The organism is Brucella grignonensis (genome assembly GCF_002252505.1).
Taxonomy (GTDB): domain Bacteria; phylum Pseudomonadota; class Alphaproteobacteria; order Rhizobiales; family Rhizobiaceae; genus Brucella; species Brucella grignonensis.
This window is the reverse complement of sequence record NZ_NNRL01000143.1, coordinates 15,281-33,299: the sequence shown is the minus strand read 5'-3', so window position 1 is coordinate 33,299 and position 18,019 is coordinate 15,281. Positions and strand designations below refer to the sequence as shown.

The window sequence follows — 18,019 nt, the reverse complement described above, 5'->3', positions numbered from 1 at the left end:
AAAAAGACTGAAGATAACCGTTTATGGAGCTTACTTTGCAAGACGGGTTATGTGACAATCTACAGACTTTGGCGCGACCAAATGAAGAATGTCACACAAACGGACGTATAAATGACAATACTTATTGGATATGCGCGGGTGTCCAAAACCGATGGCAGCCAGGCGCACGACCTTCAGCGTGATGCGCTTGTTGATGCTGGTGTTGATGGCGACAATATTTACGAAGACTTTGCCTCTGGTAAACTGGAAGGCCGCCCTGGCCTTAGTGCTTGCCTCAAAGCGCTAAGGAGTGGTGATACGCTTGTTGTCTGGAAACTGGACCGGTTGGGGCGCGATCTACGTCATCTCGTTAATCTGGTCGATGAATTGACCAGGCGAAGCATTGGTCTCAAGGTATTGGCGGGCGAAGGTGCTTCGATCGACACTTCCACTGCAAATGGACGATTGGTGTTTGGCATTTTCGCAGCACTGGCAGAATTCGAGCGAGCACTGATCATCGAACGAACCAAAGCCGGACTGGAGGCCGCTCGCGCCCGTGGACGAAACGGAGGCGCACCTTTCAAGATGACACCAGCAAAACTACGCCTGGCGCAAGCAGCAATGGGAGATCCTGAAACGAAAGTAGCCGATCTTTGCCTCGAACTCGGAATCTCACGCCAAACACTTTATCGGTTCGTAAGCCCAACAGGTGAATTACGTCTGGATGGGCAGCGCCTGCTGGGACGGCGGGCGCGAGCTTTAACCTGAAAGGCATTGCATTTCCCTCAAAGCGCAATGCCTGTTTTTATCAAGTAGTCATCATGCAAAACACATTTCATAGAATTATGATTATCGGTGGATCGGGCTCTGGCAAAACGAGCCTCGCCCGTGAGATAGCAAAGATAACCAAGCTTCCAAGCGTTCACATTGATTGGTTCTATTACGATCCCGGCTGGCAGCTACGCAAACATGACCTGGTTCAAAAGGACGTTATTCAGGCTGCCAATGAGCCAGAATGGATTATGGAAGGCAATCACACCAGTACCATGAAGTATCGGGCTTCACTCGCTGACATGATTATTTTTCTCGATATCGCAACCCCTATAAGGCTCGTTCGCACTCTTCGCCGTAGCCTTCAATACAGAGGTCGAAACCGTCCTGATATGGCAGATGGTTGCAAAGAACGTTTTGACTTAAGATTTTTCCGACATGTGTTGCGCTATCGGTCCCAGGGGCGCGTGAGAACTCTGGCGTTTTTACAAAGCTTGCCGGCCGCCAAACTTAAATATCACCTCAAATCGCGCCGAGAAGTGCAGGCCTTTATCCAGAGTTTGACGAACAGCCATCAGTCCTAACGTATATCTGTGCCCCTTTAATGTTCAGGGGCCTATACGGCAAAAACGGAACGGCCCCGGAAGTTGGCGCTTCCGAGGCTGGTTCAACGAAGTTCGGATTTCGTGATCGGGCTCTTTGGCGAGAACCCCAACTGGTACATGTTGGATAATCGCAAACCCGAAAATTTCTGTCAAGGCGATACGCCACTTTGGCGAACGATCCTGCATGCCGTTTCGGGAGAAGACCGGGATGAGCAGTACAGATGAAGTAAAGCCAAACACCGTCGTGAAGTTGGTGGCTGGTGCGCGTCGGATTACGCTGGAGGGCTTGGCCGCGCAGCGAGCGGCCCGACGTTATGCCATTGATCGCACCTTGGCTGTAAAACGGGTCGAAGCTTTACAATTGGCTAAACGCGCGGCCGCAGCCATGGGTCTGAAAGCCGCGAAGATCGCGATGATAGACAAGCTGTTCGGATACTCGCCGGCATCTGATTGGAACAGCACGGGTTCCAACCCAATTGTCTGGCCCTCGAATGATACCCTCGCCCGGCAGCTCGGCCTATCCATATCGACAGCGCGCCATCACCTCCGCGGGCTCGCGGCCGCGGGTTTGATTGCTCACGTCTCGCATCCAACCTTCCAGCGGCGCGGGGTTCGTGACGCCAACGGCAATATCGTCGAGGCATTCGGGATCGATTTGTCGCCGATCATCGTCCGCTACGACGAGTTGCTCGAAATAGCTCTTGCTTACGAACAGCAAGGACGTGAGCGACGAATGCTGTGCTATCAACGCACTCAGATCCGCAGAGAGATCCAGGCTGTGCTAGTGGCCGCCCAACGGGACAGGCTTGTGGGCAACTGGCAACACTTTCACGCGCGGCTGGATAGGCTGCGGGAGAACGTAACGAGTGACCTCGAGCAATTTCATACGGTAATCGAAGAGTTGACCACTCTTCGCGAGGACGTTGAAGAGGCATACAAAAGCGCATCGCGATGCTCAAATATAGACACCGCGGTGGCGAGTTTTCGTCGGGTACAAGCTACAGCGGATCTTCCATCTGATGAAAACTGTAGAGAAGGGCTGCAACCTACCCAGAGCGTCAGTCACTCTCCCAGCGCACTGCAGTCCTCCTCCCGCCCCACTTCCGGAAGAAAGGTGGGAGAGGCACAAACGGGATCACGAGTTGATAGGAGGCCGAGCCAGATACCGGCCGAGGAGATCGGCAGTGTATCACTCGACCTCGTGCGAACCGCCTGCCCTGCCCTTCAGCAGCACGTTCCCGAGGTATTTGACAGCTGGACAGCGCTGCGGTCGTCAGGACACCGACTCTGCGTCGCGGCCGCAATCAACACGCAGGTATGGAACGAGGCAGAAAGCTATCTTGGGCCAGACGCCGCGATCGCGGCACTTGCCGTCACCATGCAGCGAACGGACGATGGGCAAATTGCCAACCCCGGCGCGTACCTCCGAACACTTGTGCAGCGAGGCAGAAGCGGGCAGTTGCGTATAAGTAGGTCCTTGTTCGCGCTTGCTGGCGCAAAGTACACCAACGTCCCGAAGCAAGCGCTGCAACCTACGCCGCCCTATCGAGGCTTTCCTTTGGGGCGGATCACCTGGTCGAGTTGGGCGGACTTAGTGCGAGATCATGCACCCGAACCGACCCCCGACGTCGAGACCGTTGCGGAAGCCTTCAGGTCGTGGTGCCGCAAAGGGAATATCGATTTAGCCCAACCGAGCATTGAGAAGGCGTTTATCGGATTCTGCAAGAAATGGCGACAGCGCTGATATGGAAACGTGCATCGAATCTAAGACGCCGCGCGGTCTTCAGCTTTACCGTGTGATCTATGCCCTTAGCCTTACGGTCGGCTTGTTCTCCTGTGGCGGCGGAGTCGCTTCGGAGAGCCTCCCGGAAGCGATTGCTGGCAAGGCACAGGTGTACGACGGCGTCACCTTTGATTTAGTTCAGGACGGCGGGCGGTATCGTACCGCGGCCCGAATCCGTTTGGAGGCGGTCGATTCCTGCGAGCTGCGGCAGAAGGCGCGGCTCGGAACGGTGGACTGGCCATGTGGCGCAGTGGCAACTGCGTGGCTCACTTCTCGCACATTGGTCAGGAAGGTCGAGTGCCGGCCGACGCGTGTTCTTCAAGGAGGTGGGTATCGTGCTCAGTGCTACGTTGATGGGACGGACATAGCAGCAGCTGGGCTGGAGGAGGGGATGTTTGTCCTGGCAGTGCCGGCGCAGGAGCATCCTCCGCCCGGCTATCGTGAGATTGAGGCCAGGGCAAAGGCTGCAGGCGCCGGCATTTGGTCGAGTGTTTTCAAGATGCCGTCCGAATGGCGGCGTACACACGGCACATATAATCCTCTTGCACCTCAGCGATGATGATCGATGCCTTGACGCAAGGACCGAGCGAAACACGAGATGTCAGCGAGTTGCTAATACAGCGCATTGCGGCGTCCGAGAAAGCCGGTTAGCCGCGGCTAACTGCAATCCTAGACGCCGCCAGGAGGGCATTAAGAACTCGTTAACCCTTATTTTGTTGCAGAACGGAAAGAATCGGGCATAGTCCTCCCACCTGCGGATTTTTTCGCAATCTCGTAAATATTCCGCAACTGCCGCAAGAATGGAAGAACCTTATGGAGACCACTGCTGAAGCGCCAAAATCAACTGACGTGACCGATGAACTCAAGACGCTCATTCAGCGTCATTCTGCAGCGCTGTCCTCCGAACTTCGGGCGCACCACGCAAGCACTTTTCCGCCACACGCTGAAAAAGGAATTCGCAATTTTTCGCCGGCCGAGACCGCAAAGCTTATCGGTATCACAGAGGGGTATCTCCGGCAGGTAGCGAGCGAAATGCCGGACGTTGGTAACGTCTCTGCGGGGGGGCGCCGTACATACTCAGTCGATGCGATCAATGAGATTCGAAAAACACTGGATAGTGGGACGCGGGGAAATAAGCGGTACTTGCCATGGCGCTCCGGCTCTGAGCAACTCCAAGTTATCACCGTGATGAACTTCAAGGGGGGGTCCGGAAAGACAACGACGACAGCCCACCTCGCTCAGTACCTTGCTCTTCGTGGCTACCGCGTCCTCGCTATCGACCTCGACCCGCAAGCCAGCCTTTCTGCGCTGTTTGGACATCAACCCGAACTCGATGTTGGCCCAAACGAAACGCTTTACGGAGCGATCCGGTACGACGGTGAAAAGCGCCCGATCGCTGAGATCGTGAGAGCAACCTACATTCCAGATCTCCATCTGGTGCCGGGCAACCTCGAGCTGATGGAATTTGAGCACGATACGCCAAAGGCCCTAATGACTCGCGCCCCAGGGGACACTCTGTTCTTTGCACGCATCGGGCAGGCGCTTTCACAAGTCCAAAAGCTTTACGATGTCGTGGTGATCGATTGCCCACCGCAGCTGGGATTTTTGACGATGTCAGCGCTGACTGCTGCGACGTCGGTTCTGATAACCATTCATCCCCAGATGCTGGACGTGATGTCAATGGGACAGTTCCTGGCTATGACAGGCGATCTCCTTGAAGAAATCAGCAGGGCAGGAGCATCGTCGCAATATCTATGGATGAAGTACTTGGTGACTCGCTTTGAACCGAGCGATGGTCCGCAAAACCAGATGGTTGCCTTTTTGCGTTCGATTTTTGGCGACCACGTCCTCAATCATCCGATGCTCAAAAGCACGGCGATTTCGGACGCAGGTCTTACCAACCAAACTATTTTCGAGGTTGAGAGAAGTCAGTTCACACGGTCAACCTACGACAGAGCGTTGGAGTCGGTAGAGAGTGTAAATGCTGAGATTGAGACCCTGATCAAGAAAGCATGGGGTAGAGCGGCATGAGTCGGAAGCAGATCTTTGGTAACCTGTCGCATAAGCCGGCGGATCAAAGTCGCGAGACAGAGACTGCCGCTTCGCCAGAAGAGCAAGGGCAGCGCCGGCCGTCACGGCTGCGTCCCCTTCTTGGTTCACCTGATCTGACCGATCCCATCGATTCCACGCCGGTTGGTGCCCTAGGTCAGTCCCTCGGTGAACTCAGCGAGCGTTCGAAGCGAGCGGATGAAATTGAAAAGAAGCTCCTCTCGGGGCAGATAATCGTCGAACTCGATACGGCCGATGTAGAACCTTCGTTTATCCCAGACCGAATGGTGTCCGACGATGAAGCCTTTCGTGGCTTTGTGGACTCAATCCGAAGCGAGGGACAACAAGTTCCGATTTTAGTTCGGCCCCATCCCGACGACAGTGCGAAATATCAAGTTGCATTTGGTCATCGCCGACTGCGCGCTGCGGTGGCGCTGGCGCGGCCGGTTAAGGCTGTCGTCAGGTCGATGTCCGACCAGGAACTGGTGATTGCGCAGGGGCAGGAGAACAACGAGCGACAAGACCTCTCCTACATCGAGAAAGTTCGCTTCGCCCAGCGGCTTGAAAAGCAGTTTCCGCGTGATGTGATTATGTCGGCCTTGGCAATCTATAAGAGTGATCTTTCCAATATGCTGGCTGTGGCGGCGAAGATACCCGGGGAGTTGGTCGATGCCATCGGCCCTGCGCATGGTGTCGGTCGCCGTAACTGGATCGCATTGGCAGACACGCTGGCATCAGACAAACAGCAAGTGAAGCACGCGTTGAGCGTCGCCAATCGTCCCGAATTCGAGCTCCTCAAGTCGAAAGAGCGCTTCGAGACCGTCGCTAAAGCTCTCAAGGACGGCACGCTTTCTTCGAAGGATGAGGTGCCTGTCACTCACCAAGGCAACGAAGTTGGTAAAATTTCTCAAACAAGGCAGAAGGTGACGCTCAGCGTCGATCGCAAGGTCTCGCCAGAGTTTGCCGAATTCGTCTTGAACGAGGTCCCCCGGCTCTACGCGGAGCACCGCAAGAGCATCGGATAGGCACGAACTAAAGAAGAAGCAGGAGATCGAAACGAAGCAAAAGAAAAAGGCCCCCAAACCGGCGTTCGGAAGCCCTTCTCCAAGTTAGCACCCAGAGAATCGCACTTCCACGAATCGCAGTCAAGAGTCCGCGACGGAAAACGTCGTTCCGGTGAGCTAATTTCTTTTGCCTAGCGATAGGTGAAAGACAATGCAGACGCATATCTCAACGACGCCCTTCGGGCGGCGAACGCTAACGCTCGGCCAGATTGCGAGCCAAGCGACCGCAAAGGCCATGCCTAAGGAGGCAACCGCTAACAAGTGGCAGGTCTTCCAGCACATTCGTGAAGCGCGGGAGCTGCTTGGAGCGACGGATCGCTCACTGGCGATCCTCAACGCGTTGTTGTCGTTCCACCGCGAGACTGAGCTGTCGGCCCAAGGGGAACTTATCGTTTGGCCGTCGAACGAACAGCTGATGGCGCGCGCCAATGGAATTTCACCGGCGACGCTTCGGCGCCATCTGGCCGTCTTAGTCGAATGCGGCTTGATCATTCGACGCGACAGTCCGAATGGCAAACGTTTTGCACGCAGAAGCAGGGCAGGGGATGTTGAACAGGCCTATGGCTTCGACCTTTCACCGATCATCGCGCGCGCCGACGAGCTCCGTGAACTCGCAGAGACCGTGCAAGCAGAGAAGAAGGCGTTCCGCATCGCCAGAGAGCGTCTGACGCTGCTGAGGCGCGATATCGTTAAAATGATTGATATGGGGATTGAAGAGGGCGTGCCAGGCAACTGGGGCAGAGTGCTTCAAACCTACAGGACAATCATCTCGGATCTGCCTCGCAGCGCGCCGAGACAAGCCATCGAGGGCATCTGCGAGCAACTGGCGGAACTTCATGCCGAGATACGTGGGGCATTGGAATCTTTCACAAAAACACAAAATACGAACGCCAATGAGTCTCATTCTGAGCGCCACATACAGAATTCAAATCCCGAATCCATATTTGAATTTGAACCAAGCATTCGAGAAAAGAATGAAGCGGATGGCGGCGCTGCGGAAACCGACAACGTCCGAAGTCTGCCGAAACGAGATTTGCCGTTGAGTATCGTGCTTGATGCATGCCCCAACCTGCTGGGACTTGTTCAGTCGGGCGAAGTTCGTCACTGGCGGGACTTTCTAGCAGCCGCTGAACTCGGCCGGACGATGCTCGGCATCAGCCCAAGTGCTTGGCGGGATGCCCAAACGGTCATGGGTGAGATTCAGGCGGCAATCGCGGTGGCAGCGATCTATGAACGTACGGATCAGATCACTAGCGCAGGGGGATATCTACGCAGCCTGACAGACAAGGCACGGGAAGGGAAATTCTCTACCTGGCCGATGGTGATGGCACTGCTGCGAGCCAAACTGGACGCAAGCAAACGAGCGCCAGTTGCCGAAGCAACAACTTCTGCATCATCTCCACGCCTTGAGGTGTCGGAGTCGCTCCTGAAGAGCTTGCACAAGCGAAATCCGACAACATGACCGATAGCCAAAAATCTTGGTTGGCGCATTGGGCAACTGTGGGCCTAGTAACGTCCCATGAGATAAGTGCTGCCGTGCGGTCAAAACCAAACGGTTCGAAACGCCGCAGGTTCAGCGCGGATACTGTCAACTATTTAATTCTGCGGCCCTTGCGGTCAGCACTGCGGTCATGCCGAGACTACGGGCTGCAGGGCGGGTTTTGCATAGTGCGGTTATTTGTGAGCGGTACGGAAAGCGAGAGTCTTCGCAGGTCTGTATGGCATAATACTGTGGGTTTTCACGCGAGCGGATGGGCGAACTAGAGGCCGGAAGCCTTAGTCAGGTTTACGCGGAAGCGGTCGCGTCGTCGCTGATATCTGCGAGTCATCTCCGCGCTAGTATGACCGAGCTGCTTCTGCACGTATCGCTCATCGACTTCTGCCGAAGAGGCGAGACCAGCTCGCAGTGAATGACCAGAGAATTTGAGGGTACGCTCCATTTCGCCAAGATCACCGCGAACGCCCGCAGCCATTGCAGCCCGCTTCACTAGCCGGGCAACCTCTTTGTCATTCAGCCGCTCAGATCCAACAGCCTTGCCCTGCCCCTTCACGCGGCGAAAGAGTGGGCCATGTGCCAGCTTGGCGAACTTGATCCAGGTCTCGATTGCCACGACTGGGCAGGTCGCATCGGCCGAGCCGCGTCCGACCTCGACCTCTCGCCATCCGGTTTTCCCGCGCAGGGTAATAAGCATCCCTTTTTCGAGGATCTCGATCCAACCGCGCCCGTCCTCAGTTTGGTCGGCCTTCAGATCGAGGCCAACGATCTCGGAGCGACGAAGACCTCCGGCAAAGCCAATGAGCAACATTGCACGATCTCGCAGGCCGCGAAGAGAGCCGCGATTGAGCGTCTCGACCATGGCAATGATGTCTTCAGCCATGACAGCTTCCTTCTGGACGGGTGGCTTGGCGTGGCTGTTCCGGATTCCGGCCATTACTGTGGCGATATGCCGGTCCTTGCGATCGAGCGAAAGGCCACGCTGGGCATAGTTCCAGGAGAGCGAGGAGAGGCGTCGTTCGATGGTTGAGACGGAGTTCGCTTTTGCGCCTCGTTCAGCCGTACCGGAAGCGCAGGCAGTGATGTAAAGTCCGACGGTTCGCGGATGCGGGGGCAGGGGGGCCAGATTGGAGCGCCTGCACCACGCCGAAAAATGCTTCCAGTCGGCCGCGTAGGCCTTGCGCGTGTTGGCGGAACTGGCCGCCTGGACATAGCCGCGAGCGCGATCGGCGAGGCTGGCGAGATGAGCCGGTGTCTCGTCGCCGCCGGCGAGAGAGGAGAGGGGGCTTGCGCCTGACACCTCCAGCGCGGAAACATCACGCCCAGCCGCCGTGCTGAGAGACGGCGCTGAGGTCTCCTCGACGTGATTTTCGGTGTTTTGCTCGACGATTTGGGCCATTTCTCTATAATGACAAAAACGCCCGATAATGCAACATTATCGGACGTTATTAATTGGCGACGAGCCGTGCGGTTTCAAACGATTCTGATGGTGTAAAGCGCGCACATGAGTTACGCTCCGTCGCATGGATTCTTTCTTGCTCACCACAGATACGACTGCCTCCTGGTCAGCCCGACTGCCGGGCTGGACGCGGCCACGAACTCACGACAGCCGCGAGTCCGACGCGGCATTCGCGGCCGGTATCGCTCTGAAATCGCTTGATGATTTGATGCGCGCCGATCCGCCATGGCTCGGCTGCTGGCGTGATCGCCTTGCCCTTAAATCGGCCGCGATAGCGGCTAGGATGCTCGGCCGCAACGAGGACGAACACACGTTGCGTGACGCCATCCTGCTCACGACACCAGGCGATGATCCGGGTCCAGCCGGCAAGCTGTTTCTTGCCACACGAATGCTGACGCGCCGATCCGGGACACTTACCACTCCCCTCGTTAGGGAAGTCGCCGCGCTGTTGGGAGTGAACTGGGACGACAGCCTTGCATCGTGCGCCGACATGGTCGATTCTGCAAATCAGTCCGGGCGAGCAGCACCCTTCGCGGTGGCGGACCTGATAACGGCGATCTCTGCCGTTCGCCCGGACGCCGAAGTGCTGGCCCTTGGGTTGGCCGAGCTCGTGCTGGCGCACAAGCTGAACTGGCCGAAACCTGTGCCACTGCTGTTGCCAGAGCGCTTCGGGCCCGCCTTCCGCACCATTGGTGGTCGCGGTCGCGTCCGACCGGGAGAGCCTGCCTATCCAAAAGCAATCTGCCTGGCGATGGTGGAAGGCGTTGACACCGCGCTCCGGTCCGCCGTCGAGATTGACCGCCGCGCTGCGCGGCTGTTGGCGGTCGCGCCGAAAGTGCGAACCAAGGGCGCCCATCCGGTGATCCGCAAGCTGCTGACCGATGATGCGATCGCAGCGTCGGCGCCGGGCAGCGCCCTGTCGCGATGGGCAGCGAACCGGCTGTTCGATCGGCTCGAGAGTCTCGATGCTGTGCGCGAATTGTCCGGCCGCTCCTCCTTCCGCATTTTCGGGTTGTGACGATGGCGGGAGCGAGCGTGGCCAAGGCCAACCGGCGTCAAGCGAAGGAGCGACAGCAAGAGGTCTTGTACGATCGGGAGCTCGAGGATCTGCCGCCGGAGCTACGCTGGAGGGAATGGATGATGCGGGTGGAGGCGGTGATCTTTGCCTCGGCCGAACCGGTTAGCCGCGAGACACTGGCGCGCGTGGTCGGTAAGGATTGCAGCATCGACCTGCTGATCGACGACCTCGTCGAGGAGCTTCGAGACCGGCCCTACGAACTGGTCTCGGTCGCCGGCGGCTGGCAGCATCGAACCCGGCCGCGGTTCGCCGAGACGATCCGCGCCTCGTCGGCGCCCACGCGGGGAGGGGCGGCGTCGTTGTCCGAGTTCGAGGCGATGGTGCTAATGGCGGTGGGATATTTCCAGCCAGTCACCCGCGGCGAGCTGTCGAAGATTTTTGGCAAGGAGGTTAGCCGTGACGTGATTGGTAATCTGCGCGGCGCTGGATTCATCGGCTCCGGGCCGCGCAGCCCGACGCCGGGTGCACCCTACACCTATGTGACGACGCCACACTTTCTCTCGGCGTTCGGTATGGACACGCTGCGCGACCTTCCGGAGATGGAAGCGCTGGAGGATGCGGGGCTTCTTTCTAGAGGTGAACCAGGTTCAGCCGAGCTACCAGATGTCATACCGGATGATCTGCGCGAAGATATCTGGACCGACGATGTTGGTGCAGGCGAGCCATGAAATTGACCAAGCCTGGTCGATCGGCTGACTGTGATGGGAGGGATTAGCTTATCGATACCTCCCCGAAACGCATTTCCGCGCCGAGGTGTCGGGCGTGCCCAGGCAGGAACCTCGACAGCAAAATTGAAGCCATTGAATGTCAGAAAAAACTAGGCTATTTTCTGACACATGAAACCCGTATCAATATCCGTTCCTGATCGTATCATGAAGCGCGCGCGTGCAGCCGGACGCGGCGGTGTTTTCACGCCAAGTGACTTCCTTGACGTGGCTGCGCGGGCGACGATCGATCAAGCCCTCTCCCGTCTGGCGAAGAATGGAAAGCTTCGCCGCCTGGCGCGCGGTCTATACGACTTCCCCAAGATGCATCCGCAACTTGGCCCGCTTTCGCCGGCCCCTGACGATGTCGCGCAGGCGTTGGCGCGGGAAACCGGATCTCAGGTGCAGATCGCCGGCGCGCGCGCCGCGAATGCCCTTGGTCTGTCAACACAGGTTCCGGCGAAGAGCAGCTATTTGACGGACGGCCCTTCACGTCGGGTTGTACTGGGTAAGCGCGTGGTCGATCTGCGTCATGCCTCGCCGAAGCATCTGATTGCTCCGGGGAGTGCGGCTGGCACCGTGGTTCAGGCACTTCGTCATGTTGGCGCCGTACGTGCAGCGGATGTTGCCCGCATCGCGTCGCGTCGATTGTCGGCTAGCGACAAGAAGACGCTCGCATCCAATGCGGTCCAGGCCCCGGCGTGGATGAGGCCCACGCTGTTCTCCATCGCCACCGCAACTTCCGGTGAGATCGATGGATAAAGTCGCTCTTCTCCCAGCCGATGATCGGGCAGCTCTTTTTGGCGAGACCGGCGCCGGCCGAGGTGTCGCCAATACCATCATCGAGAAAGACTTCTGGGTTTGTTGGACTTTGAAACGGCTTTTCGGCCTTAAGCAAAGTGATGCTGCCACCTTGGTTTTCAAAGGTGGCACCTCGCTCTCAAAGGCCTTCGGTGCTATCCGCCGTTTCTCTGAAGATATCGACTTGTCTTTCGATCGGGCTGACCTGGGCTACACAGGTGACAGTGATCCCGAGAACGATGCCATCAGCAAAAAGAAAGCCGCTCAGCTCATCGAAGCCCTTGTGAGCGATGTCGAACGGCATATTGCCGACAAGCTCCTCCCTGCTCTTAGAATTGCAATCATCGAGCAGCTTGGTGAACCGACAAACGGCGAATGGACGCTGGAGATCGATCCCCACGACGCGCAGACGTTGAATTTCCACTATCCAACTGTGTTGCCGCCCTCGGAATATGAACGCATGGGCTACATCACTCCGCGAGTGAAGCTCGAGCTTGGCGCACGGGGAGACCCCTGGCCCACGGAAGATAAGGTCATTCGCCCTTATGCAGCAGAAGACTATCCGGCCTTTTTCGAAAACCCTGACAGCTCTGTGACCGTTCTCTCGGCGCGACGGACGTTCTGGGAAAAGGCCACGGCGCTACATGCCGAGGCACATCGGCCCGCGGAATCCGCTACACCGCAATATTTTTCGCGGCACTATTATGATCTGGCCATGCTTCTCGACACTGAAGAGGGGAAAGCCGCAGCTGCGGATTTCGACCTATTGGCAGTCGTTGCGAAGCATAAGGCAATCTTCTTCCGGTCAGGTTGGGCCAGCTATGGCACCGCGCGGCAGGGCACGTTGAGACTTATGCCAAGCGAGACCCGGCTCAAGGACCTGCGCGCCGACTATCGCGCCATGGCGCCGATGATGTTTGACGAGAAGCCGCCGACTTTCGAAGACATACTTGCCAAAATTGAAGAATTACAAGACATGATAAATAAGTAGTCTGATTTTTGATCGCTGGAGGGAATTTTTATAAGCTCGATACGGTCCACTGATCTGCGTCTTGTTGAGGAGCTCGTCGATTTCGTACGAGGTCCTGGCTTTGTCCTGGACTTTTCGGACACCAGTTTCTCTCAGTTTTTTGCATCTGAGCTGAAGGTCGACATCGACGATGCAAAATATTGTGCGAACGGAGGCTCGAAGGGCAAGCGTCTGCGATACTTCCTGCAGAGTTGCAACGACGCCACAGCACTTCGCACGCTTGCCGCTCTTTGGGAGCATCGCTCCGAATATCTTGCCCGTACAGGCGGCAAAGATCCCGTCGCCAGCGCCCAAACTCGGTATCAAGCACTCATCAACCGGTTGTCCGGCGGAGCCGGTCCTCAACCGGTAACGCAAGGGGCAGTTGTCTCGGCGGTAGACCGGGAAAAGATTTCAAAAATCAAATCGGACCTTTTACAGATCACTTCGCTTGCGCCGCACGCGCGTGGATTTGCATTTGAGGGTTTTCTCGCCAGCCTGTTCAACGCTTTTGGCCTTGAAGCTCAGGAGCCTTTCCGGAATCGCGGCGAGCAGATCGATGGCAGCTTTCTCTTTGGAGGCGATACTTACTTGCTCGAAGCCAAATGGCACGGTCAGCCCATCGGGGTCGCCGAACTACATACCTTTCACGGCAAGATCGAGCAGAAGGCAGCCTGGGCCAGAGGCCTATTCGTCAGCAACAGCGGATTCACCGAGCAGGGTCTCGCCGCCTTCGGTCGAGGCAAGCGCATCATTTGTATGGACGGTCTCGACCTTTACGAGATGCTGGAACGGAAACTTCTCCTCACACACGTTCTCGAACGCAAGGTCCGTCGCGCGGCCGAAACCGGCTCAGCATTTGTTCGCGTTCGCGATATTTTTCCGCGGTAATCGGGAGATCGCGCTATGACGCAATTCAATGATTGGTGCCTCTCGGTTGATGAGAACGTCGGAACGCACTTTCGCAGGGTGATGACCGGACAGACGGCCCATCTGCCAACCGGGATCCAGGCAACGGCTGCCATCGTCCCCGGACACTATGCGTCAGAAGAGTCAGTTGCGCGGGCGCTCAACCGCCTTGGTAAGCCTGCGGCCGCTGCGCTCATTGAGGGAAAGCTTCCAACGACTAAAAACATCCGCTCGGGCGATCTCGGCGAAATCTACGCGACCGAGTGGATCGATGCACATAGCGGTGGATACCGCGCACCGATCAAGCGTTTGCGCTGGCGGGATCACCGCAACATGGCGATGCGCGGTGATGACGTCATCGGCATTCTCCAAGATGCCGCGACGAACCGCTTGCACTTTCTTAAGACAGAGGCAAAGAGCCGCGTGGCACTGACCGGCCAAGTTCTAATGGACGCGCGGGCTGGCCTGGACAAGGACGGCGGGCTGCCATCGGCCCACGCGCTGTCTTTCATCTCGGCACGTCTACTGGAGCTGGACAATCTGCCGCTCGTCGACGCGATCGATGATGCGCTTCTCAAGCACGGCGTTCCCTTGCAGAGCGTCAAGCACCTGCTCTTCACATTCTCCGGCAATGCACCGGACGCCCTGTTAACCGCTTCGCTGCAGACGTACCCCGGACCTATCAATCAATGGGGTGTAGGTCTTCGTGTAGAAGGACACGCCGCCTTCATCGGCGCTGTTTATGATCGAGTGATCGCAGATGCCAATAACACCTGAAGCGATAGGGGCCGACATCACAGAAGCAGCGACCGCCGGCTTCCGCGGCAGTCTCATCGCACGTGGACAGGCCAGAGCGATCATCTGGCGGGACGGGACACTTCCGCCAGATGCGCCAGCCTTTGCACCGCAACTCAGCTACGACTTGCATTCGTACGGCTACGGTCTCCTCGGGCTTGGTCTTCGGCTTCGTGAAGTTGGTGGCGACGCTGCACAAGCGCGCACCGCCTTCGAACAGGCTGCCACTGCGCTTGAGGCGGTGATCGCAAAGGGAGACCGTCTTGAAGCCGATCGTGATTTCCACTTCGTCATGGCGGCGGCGAGCTATCATCTCGCCCATCTCTCCGCCCGCGCCTTCTCGCTGCTAGCAATCGTCGAAGGCGACGACAATTTCGCCCCGATTGAACGGGCGCTTGCCCTGCTTATGCAGCGAAACTTCAGCGCGCTTCGTATCAGCGTGCTCGATTATCGGGCCTCCGGTGAAGGCAGCGACGCTCGGATCACAGCCGGCATTCAAGCCTCCCTCGACCAGGTAGAGGGGATGGCCAATCCTGCAGACCGCAACAATGACTTTCTTTTCGAGAGCGTCGACATCGCGCTGACCGACGCTTTCATGGCGGCGATGTCGCTGTTCCTCCTCGCCTTGGAACGGGGTGAGCGACCTTTGCTGGATCAGGCGCTGGAGCGCCTGCGAACAGGCCTTTCCATTTGCAGCGAGATGAACATGTTGCCGCAATGGTGGGCACACCGCATCGCGCTTCACCTCCTTTCTGATCTCTGGTCGAGTACCTTTCACGAGAAGGTTCCCCTCCAACCGGCTGGCGGAAATGCAGAAGACTGGTCTCGCCTGCGGGAGCTGTTCATAGCCCTCTTGCAACGACGGCCAAGAGCTGAGGTCGATCTGTGGCCATCGCAGATGACGGCGGCGACGCGGGCGGTTGACCAGTCCGACGATCTCGTGGTTTCGTTGCCCACGAGCGCGGGCAAGACCCGCATCGCGGAGCTCTGCATCCTGCGTTGCCTGGCCGGCGGTAAGCGCGTGGTCTTCATCACGCCACTTCGAGCACTGTCAGCGCAAACAGAAACGACGCTTCAGAGAACCTTTGGGCCGTTCGGCAAAACCATCTCGGCCCTTTATGGCAGCATCGGGTCGAGTGGTTTTGACGAGGATGCGATCCGCGAACGGGATATTGTGGTGGCGACGCCCGAGAAGCTTGATTTCGCACTGCGCAATGATCCGTCTCTTCTCGACGATGTCGGTCTTCTTGTCTTCGACGAAGGCCATATGATCGGACTCAACGAGCGCGAGGTGCGCTACGAAGTACAAATTCAGCGACTTCTGCGGCGCGCGGATGCGCACACACGTCGCATTGTGTGTCTGTCAGCCATACTTCCAGACGGAGATCAGCTCGACGACTTCGCCGGTTGGCTACGACGAGATCATCCGGGCGGCGTGATCAAGCACGACTGGCGACCAACCCGTTTACGCTTCGGTGAGGTCGTGTGGACCTCACCCAACGCCAGATTGAACCTTCGCGTCGGCGAAGAGCGTCCTTGGGTCCAACGCTTCCTTACCGGCATGGCGCCACCGAAATGGGTGCCGCCAAAGCGTCAGCGAACGAAACTTTTCCCGAACGATCAGCGCGAGCTGTGCCTTGCGACGGCTTGGCGGCTGGTCGACGACGGACAAACGGTTCTGATCTTCTGCCCCCTACGCAAAAGCGTCGAGCCATTCGCCGATGTGATTGTGGATCTTCATGAGCGTGGAGCGTTACGGACGTTGCTCGAAGCCGAGCCCGCGGTCCTCAGCACTGCCATCGCGCTTGGCGAGGAGTGGCTCGGAGCGAACAGCGCAATTCTTAAATGCCTGCGCCTGGGTGTCGCCTTGCACCACGGTGCCCTTCCAACGGCCTACCGCAAAGAGGTCGAGCGCCTGTTGCGTGATGGTATTCTCAAGGTGACGATCTCGTCGCCTACCCTTGCGCAGGGCCTCAATCTCTCGGCCACGGCGGTAATCATGCATTCACTTCACCGCAATGGAGAGAGGATCGACATATCTGAGTTCAAGAATGTCATTGGCCGCGCCGGCCGCGCTTATGTCGACGTCGAAGGAATGGTGCTTTTTCCGATGTTTGACGATATCGCGAAGAAGCGGCGTAACTGGGAAGCTCTCATCGGCGATCTTGGCGCAAGAAACATGGAAAGCGGGCTGGCGCTGCTCGTTTGGACGCTTCTGTCGCGTATGCACACGCGTCTCGGCGGCGATCTCAATCAACTCGTTGAGTATGTCGCCAACAATGCCGCTGCGTGGACTTTTCCTGAGATCGAAAACGAAAAGCCTGAAGACCGAGAGCGCGCACGCGCCGATTGGGAGCGGCATGTCGCAACGCTCGACACGGCAATTCTTAGCCTCATCGGCGAGAATGACATTCCTGATGAGGATATTGAGGCCGCATTGGACGACATCCTGCAATCATCGCTATGGCACCGCCGCCTGCTGCGACAAGACGAGCCGGTGCGGCAGGTTCTGAAGGTTGGTCTCGTCTCCCGTAGCCGCCTGATCTGGAGCCAGTCGACGGCGGCGCGTCGAAGAGGCTACTTCCTGGCGGGTGTGGGATTGACGACCGGGCATGCGTTGGACGCCATAGCAGAGGACGCGAACCTCCTCCTCGTCCAAGCCAATGCGGCAATACTTGATGGCGACGGTGACGCGGCAATTGCGGCGATTACAGGTTTGGCCGAACGGGTCTTCGAGTTTTATCCATTCTCACCCGATCCGTGGCCGGCAAACTGGCGCGATATTCTGCGCGCCTGGCTTCTCGGGCAACCTCTCGCCGCCATTGCCGCAGGTCAAGAATCCGAAACCCTCCAGTTCATCGAGGGCAGCCTGGTGTATCGTCTTCCTTGGGCTATGGAAGCCCTGCGCGTGCGAGCGGCCGCGAATGGTGATTTGGTTGGCGTTTTTAGCCTCGCCCTCGAAGACCATGAGATTGGTCTTGCTGTTCCTGCTGTGGAGACAGGGACTTTGAATCGCTCTGCTTCGATCCTCATCCAGGCAGGCTTTAACTCCCGGCTCGCGGCGATCAAGGCTGTTACCGACACTGGCGCCGCGTTTCATACGGGCTCGGAACTTCGCCAGTGGCTTACCTCCGAAGCTGTCACCGCAATGAGCGAGCAGCCCGACTGGCCGACCGCCGAGACGAAAGCGATGTGGACGGAATTTAAGCAGAGCTTCGTCCCACCCGAAAACCGCACTTGGTCCGAAAGGCGATACTGGGCCAATGTATCATGGCTTGGCGTTCCGCCACCTCCGGGAACGCCTGTCCAGCTTCACCATTGGGCTGACTATCCTCGGGTGCTATCGGCCGATGGTACTCCGCTCGGTACCGTACAGGCCGCGCTCAATCCAGCGAGAGCGGGCTTGGTGCGTGCTCAGGTGAGCCAAGATGTCTCCAGGATCGACATCAGTTACCTGGGGCCGGCCGACCTGTCCGCAGCATGACACCCTTCAGCTGCGCAGAATAAGGTGTCCCATA

At 57.7% G+C, this 18,019-nt stretch carries 15 protein-coding genes; 14 read left to right on the top strand and 1 reads right to left on the bottom strand.

What is annotated here, in order from left to right; genetic code table 11:
• Positions 1 to 117 precede the first annotated feature (117 nt).
• The 7 genes from CEV33_RS01775 (at position 118) to repC (CEV33_RS01745) (ending at position 7,713) form a co-directional block, all read left to right on the top strand.
• Positions 118 to 747 (top strand): recombinase family protein, encoded by a 630-nt coding sequence (locus CEV33_RS01775; RefSeq protein ID WP_167388099.1) that lies wholly within the window; start codon positions 118 to 120, stop codon positions 745 to 747.
• Between the two features lie 53 nt (positions 748 to 800).
• The gene (locus CEV33_RS01770; RefSeq protein WP_094538758.1) at positions 801 to 1,334 is read left to right on the top strand and encodes a P-loop NTPase family protein; all 534 of its coding nucleotides are present in this window, start codon (positions 801 to 803) and stop codon (positions 1,332 to 1,334) included.
• 229 nt (positions 1,335 to 1,563) lie between these two features.
• Positions 1,564 to 3,099, top strand: coding sequence for a plasmid replication protein RepC (repC, locus tag CEV33_RS01765; RefSeq protein ID WP_094538757.1), 1,536 nt, complete (start codon positions 1,564 to 1,566; stop codon positions 3,097 to 3,099).
• Between the two features lies 1 nt (position 3,100).
• A complete protein-coding gene (locus tag CEV33_RS01760; protein WP_094538756.1) occupies positions 3,101 to 3,697 on the top strand; it encodes a thermonuclease family protein in 597 nt (198 codons plus the stop codon).
• A gap of 254 nt (positions 3,698 to 3,951) precedes the next feature.
• Positions 3,952 to 5,169, top strand: a complete 1,218-nt coding sequence (repA, locus tag CEV33_RS01755) for a plasmid partitioning protein RepA (RefSeq protein ID WP_094538755.1) — start codon at positions 3,952 to 3,954, stop codon at positions 5,167 to 5,169.
• Positions 5,166 to 6,212: a plasmid partitioning protein RepB gene (gene repB / locus CEV33_RS01750; RefSeq protein ID WP_094538754.1), complete on the top strand. Its 1,047-nt coding sequence runs from the start codon at positions 5,166 to 5,168 to the stop codon at positions 6,210 to 6,212. Before repA ends, repB begins: the two co-directional genes overlap by 4 nt.
• 190 nt (positions 6,213 to 6,402) lie before the next feature.
• Positions 6,403 to 7,713, top strand: a complete 1,311-nt coding sequence (gene repC, locus CEV33_RS01745) for a plasmid replication protein RepC (RefSeq protein ID WP_094538753.1) — start codon at positions 6,403 to 6,405, stop codon at positions 7,711 to 7,713.
• A gap of 298 nt (positions 7,714 to 8,011) precedes the next feature.
• Here the strand turns inward: repC (CEV33_RS01745) and CEV33_RS01740 are convergent, their stop codons facing one another.
• On the bottom strand, positions 8,012 to 9,145 hold the full coding sequence (locus CEV33_RS01740) for a site-specific integrase (RefSeq protein WP_094538752.1): 1,134 nt from the start codon (positions 9,143 to 9,145) through the stop codon (positions 8,012 to 8,014).
• A gap of 124 nt (positions 9,146 to 9,269) precedes the next feature.
• On the opposite strand from CEV33_RS01740, the gene CEV33_RS01735 reads away from it, so the two are divergent.
• From CEV33_RS01735 to CEV33_RS01705, 7 genes are all read left to right on the top strand, one after another.
• Complete coding sequence (locus CEV33_RS01735) at positions 9,270 to 10,223, top strand: DUF1403 family protein (RefSeq protein WP_094538751.1); 954 nt, start codon at positions 9,270 to 9,272, stop codon at positions 10,221 to 10,223.
• Between the two features lie 2 nt (positions 10,224 to 10,225).
• On the top strand, positions 10,226 to 10,951 hold the full coding sequence (scpB, locus tag CEV33_RS01730) for an SMC-Scp complex subunit ScpB (RefSeq protein ID WP_235818338.1): 726 nt from the start codon (positions 10,226 to 10,228) through the stop codon (positions 10,949 to 10,951).
• 168 nt (positions 10,952 to 11,119) lie between these two features.
• The gene (locus CEV33_RS01725; protein WP_374818237.1) at positions 11,120 to 11,749 is read left to right on the top strand and encodes a DUF6088 family protein; all 630 of its coding nucleotides are present in this window, start codon (positions 11,120 to 11,122) and stop codon (positions 11,747 to 11,749) included.
• Positions 11,742 to 12,779: a nucleotidyl transferase AbiEii/AbiGii toxin family protein gene (locus tag CEV33_RS01720; protein ID WP_094538749.1), complete on the top strand. Its 1,038-nt coding sequence runs from the start codon at positions 11,742 to 11,744 to the stop codon at positions 12,777 to 12,779. Before CEV33_RS01725 ends, CEV33_RS01720 begins: the two co-directional genes overlap by 8 nt.
• 360 nt (positions 12,780 to 13,139) lie before the next feature.
• Complete coding sequence (locus tag CEV33_RS24365; protein WP_235818337.1) at positions 13,140 to 13,688, top strand: restriction endonuclease; 549 nt, start codon at positions 13,140 to 13,142, stop codon at positions 13,686 to 13,688.
• Positions 13,689 to 13,703: 15 nt separating this feature from the next.
• Positions 13,704 to 14,483 carry a Hachiman antiphage defense system protein HamA gene (locus CEV33_RS01710; RefSeq protein WP_094538747.1) on the top strand — a complete coding sequence of 260 codons (780 nt, stop codon included), beginning with the start codon at positions 13,704 to 13,706 and terminating at the stop codon, positions 14,481 to 14,483.
• Positions 14,467 to 17,985 carry a DEAD/DEAH box helicase gene (locus CEV33_RS01705; protein ID WP_094538746.1) on the top strand — a complete coding sequence of 1,173 codons (3,519 nt, stop codon included), beginning with the start codon at positions 14,467 to 14,469 and terminating at the stop codon, positions 17,983 to 17,985. The genes CEV33_RS01710 and CEV33_RS01705 overlap by 17 nt, the downstream gene beginning before the upstream one ends.
• Positions 17,986 to 18,019 lie beyond the last annotated feature (34 nt).